9 protein-coding genes are annotated in these 11,713 nt (G+C 70.9%); 5 read left to right on the top strand and 4 right to left on the bottom strand.

Annotated elements, in window-relative coordinates:
- Positions 1 to 10 precede the first annotated feature (10 nt).
- Together ACK99Q_RS13070 and cimA are read left to right on the top strand one after the other, a co-directional pair.
- Positions 11 to 1,444: an aspartate ammonia-lyase gene (locus tag ACK99Q_RS13070; protein ID WP_410186556.1), complete on the top strand. Its 1,434-nt coding sequence runs from the start codon at positions 11 to 13 to the stop codon at positions 1,442 to 1,444.
- 155 nt (positions 1,445 to 1,599) lie between these two features.
- Positions 1,600 to 3,201: a citramalate synthase gene (gene cimA, locus ACK99Q_RS13065; protein WP_410186555.1), complete on the top strand. Its 1,602-nt coding sequence runs from the start codon at positions 1,600 to 1,602 to the stop codon at positions 3,199 to 3,201.
- Here cimA and ACK99Q_RS13060 read toward each other — a convergent pair.
- The gene (locus ACK99Q_RS13060; RefSeq protein WP_410186554.1) at positions 3,180 to 4,328 is read right to left on the bottom strand and encodes a DUF222 domain-containing protein; all 1,149 of its coding nucleotides are present in this window, start codon (positions 4,326 to 4,328) and stop codon (positions 3,180 to 3,182) included. The genes cimA and ACK99Q_RS13060 overlap by 22 nt on opposite strands.
- Before the next feature lie 421 nt (positions 4,329 to 4,749).
- Between ACK99Q_RS13060 and ACK99Q_RS13055 the strand changes: the two genes are divergently transcribed.
- The gene (locus tag ACK99Q_RS13055; RefSeq protein WP_410186553.1) at positions 4,750 to 5,334 is read left to right on the top strand and encodes a hypothetical protein; all 585 of its coding nucleotides are present in this window, start codon (positions 4,750 to 4,752) and stop codon (positions 5,332 to 5,334) included.
- Here ACK99Q_RS13055 and ACK99Q_RS13050 read toward each other — a convergent pair.
- Both ACK99Q_RS13050 and ACK99Q_RS13045 read right to left on the bottom strand, forming a co-directional pair.
- A complete protein-coding gene (locus ACK99Q_RS13050; protein ID WP_410186552.1) occupies positions 5,331 to 5,714 on the bottom strand; it encodes a VOC family protein in 384 nt (127 codons plus the stop codon). The two genes, ACK99Q_RS13055 and ACK99Q_RS13050, sit on opposite strands and share 4 nt — an antisense overlap.
- A 45-nt stretch (positions 5,715 to 5,759) precedes the next feature.
- On the bottom strand, positions 5,760 to 6,281 hold the full coding sequence (locus tag ACK99Q_RS13045; protein ID WP_410186551.1) for a 2'-5' RNA ligase family protein: 522 nt from the start codon (positions 6,279 to 6,281) through the stop codon (positions 5,760 to 5,762).
- Positions 6,282 to 6,350: 69 nt separating this feature from the next.
- Between ACK99Q_RS13045 and ACK99Q_RS13040 the strand changes: the two genes are divergently transcribed.
- Together ACK99Q_RS13040 and ACK99Q_RS13035 are read left to right on the top strand one after the other, a co-directional pair.
- Complete coding sequence (locus ACK99Q_RS13040) at positions 6,351 to 7,748, top strand: 3' terminal RNA ribose 2'-O-methyltransferase Hen1 (RefSeq protein WP_410186550.1); 1,398 nt, start codon at positions 6,351 to 6,353, stop codon at positions 7,746 to 7,748.
- Positions 7,745 to 10,240, top strand: coding sequence for a polynucleotide kinase-phosphatase (locus tag ACK99Q_RS13035; RefSeq protein ID WP_410186549.1), 2,496 nt, complete (start codon positions 7,745 to 7,747; stop codon positions 10,238 to 10,240). Before ACK99Q_RS13040 ends, ACK99Q_RS13035 begins: the two co-directional genes overlap by 4 nt.
- Before the next feature lie 13 nt (positions 10,241 to 10,253).
- On the opposite strand, the gene ACK99Q_RS13030 is transcribed toward ACK99Q_RS13035, so the two are convergent.
- On the bottom strand, positions 10,254 to 11,705 hold the full coding sequence (locus tag ACK99Q_RS13030) for a pyridoxal phosphate-dependent decarboxylase family protein (protein ID WP_410186548.1): 1,452 nt from the start codon (positions 11,703 to 11,705) through the stop codon (positions 10,254 to 10,256).
- Positions 11,706 to 11,713 lie beyond the last annotated feature (8 nt).

Raw genomic sequence — 11,713 nt, 5'->3', positions numbered from 1 at the left:
GGATGGTCGTATGACCGATCTCACGAACGTTCGGATCGAGCACGACCTGCTCGGAGAACGTGAGGTACCGGCGGACGTCTACTGGGGCGTGCACACCCTGCGCGCCTTGGAGAACTTCCCGATCACCGGTGTCCCCATCGCCATCAGTCCGTACCTGCCCCAGGCCCTGGCCGCCGTGAAGGAGGCCGCCGCCGAGGCGAATCACGACCTCGGCCTGCTCGACGACGAGCGGCACGCGGCCATCGTTCGGGCGTGCCAGGAGATCCGCCACGGCGAGCTGCACGACCAGTTCGTCGTCGACGTCATCCAGGGCGGCGCGGGCACCTCGACGAACATGAACGCCAACGAGGTGATCGCCAACCGGGCACTGGAGATCCTCGGGCACCCGCTCGGCGACTACGACCGCCTGCACCCGAACGAGCAGGTCAACCTCAGCCAGTCGACAAACGACGTCTATCCCACCGCGGTGAAGATCGCGGTCATCAACGCCACGCACGACCTGATCGCGGCGATGGGCGACCTGGAGTCCGCGTTCGCCGAGAAGGCGGTCGAGTTCCACGACGTGCTGAAGATGGGCCGCACGCAGCTCCAGGACGCCGTGCCGATGACGCTCGGCCAGGAGTTCGGCACCTACGCGCTGATGATCGCCGAGGACCGCACCCGACTGCGCGAGGCGGTCATGCTGCTGCACGAGATCAACCTCGGTGCGACGGCGATCGGCACCCAGCTGAACGCCCCCGACGGCTACGTGCCACTCGCGCGCCAGCACCTCTCGCGGATCACGGGGCTCCCGCTCGTCACCGCCGTCGACCTCATCGAGGCCACGCAGGACTGCGGCTCGTTCGTGCAGATGTCGGGCGTGCTCAAGCGCGTCGCGGTGAAGCTCTCGAAGATCTGCAATGACCTGAGGCTGCTGTCGTCCGGCCCGCGCGCCGGACTCGGCGAGATCAACCTGCCGGCGCGTCAAGCGGGTTCGAGCATCATGCCCGGCAAGGTGAATCCGGTGATTCCCGAGGTCGTCAACCAGGTGGCGTTCCAGATCATCGGCCACGACGTCACCGTCTCGATGGCCGCGGAGTCGGGCCAGCTGCAGCTCAACGCGTTCGAGCCGGTGATCTGCTACTCGCTGTCGGCCGGTCTCTACCGCCTGCGGACGGCGATCACGTCGCTCACCGAGAACTGCGTCAAGGGCATCACCGCGAACCGTGAGCACCTCGCGATCGAGGTGGCCAACTCGATCGGGCTGGTGACCGCGCTGAACCCCTACCTCGGCTACCAGACCGCGACCGAGTTGGCCAAGGAGGCGCTGGCGTCGGGCCGGGGCGTGGCCGAGCTGGTGCTGGAGAAGGGCCTGCTGCCGAAGGACGAGCTGGAGCGCATCCTGCGACCCGAGACGCTGGCGCACCTCGGGCCGAAGCCGGCCGACCGGTCCGGCGGCGTCTGAGCCGCGACGGGCTCGTGGCGGCAGGGGTGTACCCTGCTGCCATGAGCACGTTCGTGATCATCATTCAACAGCGCGTCTGAAGCAGAACCTCAGACGCGCCGCCTCCCGTACCCGGGAGGTTTTTTTGTGGCCACACCCAGACACCAGGACGATCCATGAGCACCACCTTCGGGAAGCACGACCCCGCGGACTTCCACGTCTACGACACGACGATGCGCGACGGCGCCCAGCAGGAGGGGCTCAACCTCTCGGTGCAGGACAAGCTCGCCATCGCCCAGCACCTGGACGACCTCGGCGTGGGCTACATCGAGGGCGGCTGGCCGGGCTCGAACCCGAAGGACACCGAGTTCTTCGCCCTGGCCGCCAAGGAGCTGGACCTGCGCCACGCGACGCTCGCGGCGTTCGGCTCGACGCGTCGCGCCGGCGTCGCCGCGGCCGACGACGCGCTCGTGGGTGCGCTGCGCGACTCGGGCGCCTCGGTGGTGACGGTGGTGGCCAAGAGCCACGACCAGCACGTGCTGCGGGCGCTGCGGACCACGCTGGAGGAGAACCTCGCGATGGTGCGTGACACCGTGACGCACCTGCGTGGTGAGGGCCAGCGCGTGTTCCTCGACCTCGAGCACTTCTTCAACGGCTACCTCGACAACCGCGACTACGCGCTGGAGGTCGTGCGGGTGGCCGCCGAGGCCGGTGCGGAGGTGGCGGTGCTGTGCGACACGAACGGCGGCATGCTGCCCCACCAGGTGGGCGAGATCGTGGCTGACGTGCGCGACAGCACGGGCGCGCGCCTGGGCATCCACGCGCACAACGACACCGGCTGTGCGGTGGCCAACTCGATCGAGGCGGTGCGGGCAGGCGCGACCCACGTACAGGGCTGCATCAACGGCTACGGCGAGCGCACGGGCAACGCCGACCTCGTCACGTGCGTGGCGAACCTCGAGTTCAAGCTCGGCATGAGCGTGATGCCCGAGGGCGTGCTGGCCGACGCGACGCGCATCTCGCACGCGATCAGCGAGATCACGAACTACCCGCCGGTGGCGCGCCAGCCGTACACGGGCGTCTCGGCGTTCGCGCACAAGGCGGGCCTGCACGCGAGCGCGATCCGGGTGGATCCGGACCTGTACCAGCACATGGACCCCGCGCTGGTCGGCAACGACATGCGCCTGCTGGTCTCGGAGATGGCGGGCCGCGCGACCATCGAGCTGAAGGGCCGCGAGCTGGGCTTCGACCTCTCGGGCGACCACGACCTGCTGACCCGCATCACCGACCAGGTGAAGCAGATGGAGCAGGAGGGCTACACGTTCGAGGCGGCCGACGCGTCGTTCGAGCTGCTGCTGACCGAGGCGGTCACGGGCGTCCGCCCGGCCTACTTCGACGTGGAGTCCTGGCGAGTCATCGCCGGCTCGGCGGGCGACGGCGGCGCCGAGGCGATCGTCAAGGTCGTGGCGGGCGGCGTGCGCCACGCGGTGGTGGGGGAGGGCAACGGTCCGGTGAACGCCCTCGACCACGCGCTGCGCCAGGCCATCGAGCGGATCTACCCGGACGTCGCCCAGTTCCACCTCATCGACTTCCGGGTGCGGATCCTCGACCAGGGTCACGGCACCGACGCGGTGACCCGCGTGCTGATCGAGACGACCGACGGCAAGAGCTCCTGGGTGACCGTAGGAGTGGGACCGAACATGATCGAGGCGTCGTTCGAGGCCCTCGTGGACGCGCTGACGTTCGGTCTGCGGTCTTACGGGGTGGCACTGCCGTAGGTCGAGGGCTCGCCGAGGAAGCGGTCGTCGAGGTGACCGTGGGACTTCATGTTGTGGTGCTTGCGGCACAGGCACCTGAGGTTCCGCGCCGAGGTCTCGCCCCCTGAGTCGTAGTCCTTCGCGTGGTCGAGGTCGGTCTCGAAGACCGGCGCCCGACAGCCGGCGACCCGGCAGGTGCCGTCCCGCCAGTGGAGTGCCTGCCGTAGTGACTCGGTGGGTCGGTAGGCCAGGACGGTGGTGTCCATGACCCGCCCGACGGGGTCGAGCACGAGTCGGCGGAAGACGGTGTGCTCGCTGGCGGCGAGCTCGCGGACCCAGGCCGCGTCGAGCGGCTCGCCGTCGCGGGTGAGCCCCGGACCCTCGGTGTAGCCGACGAGGTCGGTGGCGGCGATGCTGATCGCGATCTCGGCGCGGACGTCGGTGGTGGTGCCGGTGCAGGACGTGAGCCACTGGCCGAGGAGATCGGCCTGCTTCTGCTCGCGCGTGCGGGTGTCGCGCAGGCCGGTCTCGGGGTGGATCGTGGGCTCGGCCTTCGCCGCCCGGCGGAGTCGCTCGGCCGCGGCGATCGCGAGTCCGGTGGGCAGCAGCGCATTGAGCCAGCTGGTGCCGTCGGTGTTGTGGGTGACCGAGACGCGGCGCTCCTCGAGGGCCTTCGCCGTCTCCTCGGCGGCCTCCTCCGGTTCGACCCGGGCGCGGAAGCGCCGCAGCCACGTGCGCAGTTCGCCGAGGGTGTGCGTGGTTGCGTAGTCGACCACGGACCGCTCGAGCCGCGCCCAGCTCTCGCGCTCGACGAGTCGCTCGGCGGTGTCGGCGATCGCGGTGGCACGGCCGGCATCGAGGTCGCCGCCTCGGAACGCCTCCCAGACCAGCGGCGTGCGCCCCTGCAGGGTCTCGGCCTCGAACACGACCGCCCAGACCCGCCGCTCGGTGACCTTGAGCGCCTGCGCGATCTCGAGCGTGACCTCGCGGCGAGCGAGATCCTTGCTCAGCGCGATCTCGTCGGACCGGTCGATCTCGGCGACCCGCCGACGGTGGTGCTGGGCGATCAGCTCCCACTCCGCGAACTCCGCCCGCGCGCGGGCGCGACGCGTCGCGTCGAAGGCGCCAGCCGCGAGTTCCGAGGTCATGCATCGAACGTAGTGAGACCCTCCGACACCGGTCCGGGGCGACTACACGAGGTTCAAGCGCACTGGAATCCGAGGGAACTCCGGACGGCCGCGGTCATCACTGGGAGACTCGGACCATGGCGCGAGCAGGGGAGGAGACGGACAGCGTTATGCCCCCGGCCGAGTACGACAGGTCTAGCTGGGTCTCGCATCTCCTCCTCGGTCTGGGACACAAGACACTCGCCGTCACCTTCCTCGTCAGCCCGACGCGGACCGGCGTCGGTCGATGGGTCATCCCCGCGGCATGGGCGGTCTTCGCCACCTGGTTCCTGTGGCGCTCCCTGCGCCTCCGGCGTGAGGCACTCGCGCGCGATGCCGCCCTGCGACGCTGGCAGGCGACCAGTCCCCACTTCCGATCTCCGACAGACCACGAGGACGTTCCATGACCCTGCACTTCGACTTGGCACGCGCAGAGACCGCGTGGCTCGAGGCGAGTCAGGACCGGGGCTCGTTCGGCAGGACCCTCACGGTCGGACCGCCCGGCTTCGAGGCCTACGCGCGGGTGCTGACCCTGCCGGACCCGGAGCACGACGGGCATGAGGGGGCCGACCTTGCCGACGAGGTCTTCGATGCCGCTCCCGCCGAGTCTGACGTGGTCATCGAGACGGTGGAGCTCCTGGCCTCGGGGTCCGCACTCGACGACCTCCGCTTCCTGATGTGGGAGGGCTACCCCTATGGCCCGCCCCTCCCGGCGGGTGACCGGGTCGACCTGATGCGCCTGCGCACCTGCGCGATGGCCACCGGATCCCTCGTCGACTACCGAGCCTGGACGACCTCCGGCCCCGACCGTTACTTCCCGCCGGCGTTCGTGTGGCCGTCGGACCGGTCCTGGTGCGTGGCCTACGACGTCGACTCGCACTTCGCCGGGGTGGCGGGCACGGTGGATGCCATCGAGCGTGTCGTGGCGGAGTCGAGGCACCCCGTGGTTCGCGACGATCGCCGGGTGATCCCGGCGATGTACCACTAGGAACGCGAGGCGGGCTGGAAGAGCTCGACGAGATTCCCGTCCGGGTCGGCGACGAGGACCTGCTGACCGCCCGGGCCGCTGACGACGTCGGTCAGCAGCGTGACGCCGCCGTCGCGGAGTCGCTCGACCTCGTACGAGAGGTCGTCGACGACCACATGGATGCGGTTGCGGCCGGGAACATCTGCGCCCTCCGGTGTGGCTCGCGCGCCTGAGCTGCCCGGCCCGGACAGGAGCACGCGGAGCGAGCCCCGGGCGACGTCGGCGAAGGGCGGTGCCGGGTGGCTGAGCAAGGTGAAGCCCAAGTGGTTCGTGTAGAAGTCGATCGCCGCCTCGACGTCGCTGACGATGTAGCGGACGCAGCCGTGGGTGTCGTCGCTCATGTGCTCACCATGCGCCGTCCCACTGGCCCGGACAAGGGGTTCGGCTCAGGCCCGAGGGGCGCTCGCGACGTCCTCGATGAGCTCGAGTGCCGGGTCCCACCAGCGGAGGCGGTCGGCGATCAGCTCACGCGGGGTCTCAGTGGACTGCAGGACCTCGAAGGCGGTCGGCAGAAGTCGCTGGGGGACGCGTCGAGCGAGGGTGACGTGCGGGGTCCAGACCGGGTGGCGCAGCGCGGGCACGAACTCACGGATCCGGGCCACGGCGGCGGCGAGCTCGCGCTGAGGCTCGACGAGGTGGGCGATGGTGAAGCGCGGCCCCTGGCCGAAGAGCACGAGGCCGCGGACCTCGATGCGGGCAGGCAGCAGGGGAGCGATCGCGTCCCGCGCAACCGAGACGACCTCAGGGTCGATGGCGACGGCGGCGACGACGGTCGCGTGCGGCGCGTTCGTCATCGACTTGTGGTCGGCCTGCGACGGCACGCCTGCGTCCCGGAGCGCCTCCCACTGCGCCTCCACGGCGCCGGCGGACGCGGCGTCGAAGCTCAGCTCCAGGGCTTGATCGGGCACACGGGGAGGATAGGTCATGACTTCGCGGGTATCGGCGGGTCGGCGCGTCTGGACCGCCACAATGGGTGGGTGCTGCTCACGATCACCGCCACCCGTAGCGAGTCGCTCGCCGACGCGAGCGACCTCGGATACCTGCTCCACAAGCACCCCGACCGCGTGCAGACGTTCGACGTCTTCGGCGGCACGGCGACGGTGATGTACCCCGAGGTCTCGCCCGAACGGTGCACGGTCGCGCTGGTCCTCGAGATCGATCCGATCGGCCTCGTGCGCGGTCGGCGCGGCAAGGCCGAGGGCTTCTCGCTCGGCCAGTACGTGAACGACCGGCCCTACGCGGCGACGTCGCTGCTGTCGGTCGCGATGGGCAAGGTCTTCCGCAGCGCCCTGAACGGCCAGTGCAAGCCCCGGCCCGAGCTCGTCGACCAGCCGCTGGACCTGCGCATCGAGGTCCCGACGATGCCCGGCGGGGCCGACCTGATCACGCGGTTGCTGACGCCGCTCGGCTGGGAGGTCGTCGCCGAGCCGATCGCGCTCGATCCCGCGCTGCCGAGCTGGGGCGATTCGGAGTTCTGCGCCGTGACGCTGGTCGGCACGCTGACGCTCGCCGAGGCGCTCAACCACCTCTACGTCCTGGTGCCGGTGCTGGACGGCGGCAAGCACTACTGGGTCAGCTCCGACGAGGTCGGCAAGCTCGTGCGCGCCGGGACGGGCTGGCTCGCGACGCACCCCGAGCGCGAGCTGATCACGCGTCGCTACCTCGCTCGCCAGCGCGAGATGGTCGACGAGGCCCGCGAGCGCCTGACGGAGCTCGACGGCTCGACAGACCACGAGGCCCCGGACGAGGAGCGCGAGCCGGCGCTCGTCCGCCTCCGCCACGATGCCGTTCTCGAGCAGGTGGAGCGGCTGCGTCCGGCGTCCGTCCTCGATCTGGGCTGCGGACAGGGTGCGCTCCTGCGTCGACTCCTGGAGGTCCAGGGAGTGGCGCGGGTGGTGGGCACCGAGGTGTCGGCCGGCTCCCTCGAGGTCGCGTCGAAGCGGCTACGGGCCGACCGCATGACCGAGCGACAGGCCGAGCGGCTCGACCTGTGGCTGTCCTCGCTGCAGTACCAGGACGCTCGCCTCGTCGGGTTCGACCTCGCCGTCCTGATGGAGGTCATCGAGCACATCGATGAGGACAGGCTGCCCGCCGTCGTGTCGAACGTGTTCGGCTTCATGCGGCCCGGGTGCGTCGTCGTCACGACGCCGAACGGCGAGTACAACGCGCTGTATCCGGCCCTCGCGGGCGGCGGACTGCGCCACGTCGACCACCGCTTCGAGTGGTCGCGCGCCGAGTTCGCGGCGTGGACCGACGGGGTCGCCGCACGCTACGGCTACGAGGTCGAGCGCTCCGGAATCGGTGCCGAGGACCCGGAGCGGGGCACGCCGACTCAGCTGGCCGTGTTCCGTCGCATCGAGGAGGCGGCAGCATGAGCGTCCTCCAGGTGCCCGAGGTGTCGCTCGTCGTGCTGGTGGGCGCGAGCGGATCGGGCAAGACGTCGTTCGCGGCGCAGCACTTCCTGCCCACGGAGGTGGTGTCGTCGGACGTGTGCCGTGCGCTCGTCTCCGACGACGAGAACGACCAGTCGGCGACGACGGACGCCTTCGACCTGCTGCACTACATCGTCGGCAAGCGCCTGTCGCGCGGCCTGCTGACTGTGGTGGACGCGACGAACGTGCAGCCGCACGCTCGCCGGAGCCTCATCGCGGTCGCGAAGGAGCACGACGTGCTGAGCACCGCCGTGGTGCTCGACGTGCCGCCGGCCGTGTCGGTCGCACGCAACGAGGAGCGACCCGACCGGACCTTCGGCGCGTCCGTCGTGAAGCGGCAGCACGACCAGCTCCGCCGGTCGCTGAAGTCCCTGCGACGTGAGGGATTCCGGCACGTCCACGTGCTGTCGTCCGTGGAGGAGATCGAGGCGTCGACCTTCGAGCGCACGCGGCTGCACAACGACCTCCGCGACATCACCGGTCCGTTCGACGTGGTCGGAGACGTGCACGGCTGCCGGGCCGAGCTCGAGCGGCTGCTCGACGACCTCGGCTACGCGATCGTCCATGACGCGTCGGGGCGGGCCGTCGACGCGGCGCACCCGGACGGACGTCGCGCGATCTTCGTCGGCGACCTGGTCGACCGCGGCCCGGACTCCCCGGGTGTCCTGCGGCTCGTCATGGGCATGGTCGGGTCCGGTCACGCCTTCTGCGTCGCGGGCAACCACGAGGCGAAGCTGTCGAACGCCCTGTCCGGCCGCAAGGTCACGGTCAGCCACGGACTCGAGGCCACCCTCGCGCAGCTCGAGTCCGAGACCGACGAGTTCCGCGCAGAGGTCGCCCGGTTCGTCGACGGACTCATCGCGCACTACGTGATGGACGAGGGCCGCCTCGTGGTGGCGCACGCGGGGCTCAAGGAGAGCTATCACGGGCGTGCCTCCGGTCGGGTCCGCGCCTTCGCGCTCTACGGCGACACCAGCGGCGAGACCGACGAGTTCGGCCTGCCGGTCCGCTACCCGTGGGCCGAGGACTACCGGGGCCAGGCGATGGTGCTCTACGGCCACACGCCGACGCCGACGCCCCAGTGGATCAACAACACGATGTGCCTCGACACGGGCTGCGTTTTCGGCGGCTCCCTCACGGCGCTGCGCTATCCCGAGCGTGAGGTCGTCCAGGTCGAGGCGGCCGAGACCTACTACGAGCCGGTGCGGCCCCTCGCGGCGCCGGAGCGCGAACCCGACACACTGCGCCTCGACGACGTGCTCGGTCCGCGGATCATCGAGACCTCCGTGATGGGACGCATCTCGCTGCGTGAGGAGAACGCCGCCGGTGCCCTCGAGGTGATGAGCCGGTTCGCCGTCGATCCGACGCGGCTGGTCTACCTGCCGCCGACCATGTCGCCGAGCGACACCTCGACCCTCGAGGATCACCTCGAGCACCCCGAGCAGGCCTTCGCCCACTTCGCCCGGGCCGGTGCCGGTCGGGTGATCTGCGAGGAGAAGCACATGGGCTCGCGTGCAGTGCTGGTGGTCGACCGCGACGGTGGCGGCGTGGTCCACACGCGCACCGGTCGCGCCTTCTTCGACGCCGCGACCGAGCGCGCGGTTCTCGACCGGGTCGCGGCAGCGGTCGCGGGTGCGGGACTGTGGGACGAGCTCGGAACGGCGTCGGTCGTGCTCGACGCGGAGATCATGCCGTGGTCGACGAAGGCGGGCGCTCTCATTCGCGAGCAGTACGCCGCGGTGGGCGCGGCGGCCCGAGCCGGCCTCGACAGCACGCTCCAAGTGGTGGACGCGGCGGCCGCGCGCGGCCTCGACGTGAGTGCCCTCGCCGACCGCACGGGTCGCCGGCGTGCGGACGCCGATGCCTTCACCGCCGCGTACCGCCGTTATGTCTGGGAGGTCGACGGGCTGGACGGACTCAGGATCGCGCCGTTCCAGGTGCTCGCCTCCGACTCGGAGACGTTCGAGGCCCGCGACCACCTGTGGCACCTCGCGATTGCCGACCGCCTGGTCGAGAGCGATGGCGACCTGTTCTCGCCGACCGGGCGCCTTGTCGTCGATCCCGCCGACGAGGCCTCTGTGCGTGCCGGAGTCGAGTGGTGGAACGAGCTCACCGGGGCGGGTGGCGAGGGCATGGTCGTCAAGCCGCTCGGCAACCTCACGCGAGGACCGAAGGGTCTCGTCCAGCCGGGCGTCAAGGTGCGCGGGCGGGAGTACCTGCGCATCATCTACGGCCTCGACTACACCGAGCCGGAGAACCTCTCCCGGCTCCGGGACCGCAACCTCGGGCACAAGCGGTCGATGGCCCTGCGGGAGTACGCCCTCGGTCTGGAGGCGCTCAAGCGGCACGTCAACGGGGAGCCCACGTGGCGCGTCCACGAATGCGTCTTCGCGGTCCTCGCGATGGAGTCGGAGCCGGTCGACCCGCGGCTGTGAGTCCGGGCCGTCGTCAGGAGGCGGCCTCGCGCAGGGCCTCCAGCGTGCGCCGGACGTCGTCGTCGGTCGTCGACCAGTTGCTGACCGAGATGCGCAGGACCGCGCGGTCGCGCCAGACCGAGCCGGTGGTCCATGCGGTGCCGTCCTCCATCGTGCGGCGCACGACGTCGCGGGTGCGGGCGTCGTCCCCGAACGCTGCACAGACCTGCGTGAAGACCACGTCGTTGAGCACCGACGCGCCCTCGATCGCGGCGATGCCGTCGGCGAACGCACGCGCGTGCCCGGCCATCCGATCGACGAGGTCGGCGACGCCCGAGCGGCCGAGGGAGCGCAGCACGGCCCACACCGTGAAGGCGCGGGCGCGGCGAGAGAGCTCGGGGACCTTCTCGAACGGGTCGCCCGCCTCGTCGCGGATCAGGTAGGCGCCGTGCATCGACATCGCGGCGCGCAGCGCGGCCGGGTCGTGCACCATCGCGAGACCGCAGTCGTAGGGCACGTTCAGCGTCTTGTGGGCGTCGGTCGCCCAGGAGTCCGCCGCCTCGTAGCCGCGGACGAGGTGCCGATAGGCCGGAGCGGCCCCGGCGAAGAGCCCGAACGCACCGTCGACGTGCACCCAGGCGCCGTGGTCGTGGGCGGCCGCGATCGCCTCCTCGAACGGGTCGAAGGCGCCGGAGTGGACGTTGCCCGCCTGGAGGCACACGACGGTCGGCCGGTCGTCCTGCTCCAGCCGCTCACGAAGGGCTGAGGGATCGATCCGCCCCTGGTCGTCCGCGGGGACGAGCTCGGGTGCGCCCAGTCCGAGGTAGCGCAGGACCAGATCGATCGAGTCGTGCCGCTCCTCGCCGGCCAGTACGCGAACGCCCGGGGATCCGACCAGTCCGCGGGTGCCGACGTCCCAGCCGGCGCGCGTGAGGACGGCGTCACGAGCGGCCGCGAGGCACGTGAAGTTGGCCATCGTGCCACCGGTGACGAAGCCGACCGCCGCCTCGCGCGGGAGCCCGAGGAGGTCGAGCACCCAGCGTTCGGCGATGTCGTCCGCTGCCGTGGCGGACGGGGTGACGGTCCGCAGTCCGGCGTTCTGGTCCCACGCCGACGTCAGCCAGTCGGCCGCCAGCGCGGCGGGGTGCGTGCCGCCGATGACGAACCCGAAGAAGCGACCCGACGGCATCGCCGTCAGGCCCGGTCCGGCCGCTCGGGCGAGGAGGTCGACGACCTCGACAGGGTCGGTCGGGCCCTCCGGGAGCTCCGGTCCGAGCGCCTCGATCATGTCGGCGACGGAGGCGGTCGGCGGCACCGACCGGTCGGGCAGGCCGGCCAGCCAGGTCAGCGCGTGCTCGTGCGCGCGGGCCAAGGCCTCCGAGGCGTCGGGGGACGGCTCCATCTCGTCAGGATGACCCACGGCCGGGTCGGCGTCCAGACCCGTACGGACCGGTCCCTTGACGCGGACCCGGTGCAGGGCGGTCACTAGGAGAA

This window comes from Aeromicrobium sp. MLTX1 (assembly GCF_046452335.1).
In the GTDB taxonomy this organism is placed as follows: Bacteria; Actinomycetota; Actinomycetes; order Propionibacteriales; family Nocardioidaceae; genus Aeromicrobium.
This window is presented reverse-complemented; position numbering and strand designations above follow the sequence as displayed.

What these genes read in the sequence shown, in the direction of transcription:
- ACK99Q_RS13070 (WP_410186556.1), top strand. Translation starts at nt 11, where the DNA reads ATGACCGATCTCACGAACGTTCGGATCGAGCACGACCTGCTCGGAGAA.
- cimA (WP_410186555.1), top strand. Translation starts at nt 1,600, where the DNA reads ATGAGCACCACCTTCGGGAAGCACGACCCCGCGGACTTCCACGTCTAC.
- ACK99Q_RS13060 (WP_410186554.1), bottom strand. Translation starts at nt 4,328, where the DNA reads ATGACCTCGGAACTCGCGGCTGGCGCCTTCGACGCGACGCGTCGCGCC.
- ACK99Q_RS13055 (WP_410186553.1), top strand. Translation starts at nt 4,750, where the DNA reads ATGACCCTGCACTTCGACTTGGCACGCGCAGAGACCGCGTGGCTCGAG.
- ACK99Q_RS13050 (WP_410186552.1), bottom strand. Translation starts at nt 5,714, where the DNA reads ATGAGCGACGACACCCACGGCTGCGTCCGCTACATCGTCAGCGACGTC.
- ACK99Q_RS13035 (WP_410186549.1), top strand. Translation starts at nt 7,745, where the DNA reads ATGAGCGTCCTCCAGGTGCCCGAGGTGTCGCTCGTCGTGCTGGTGGGC.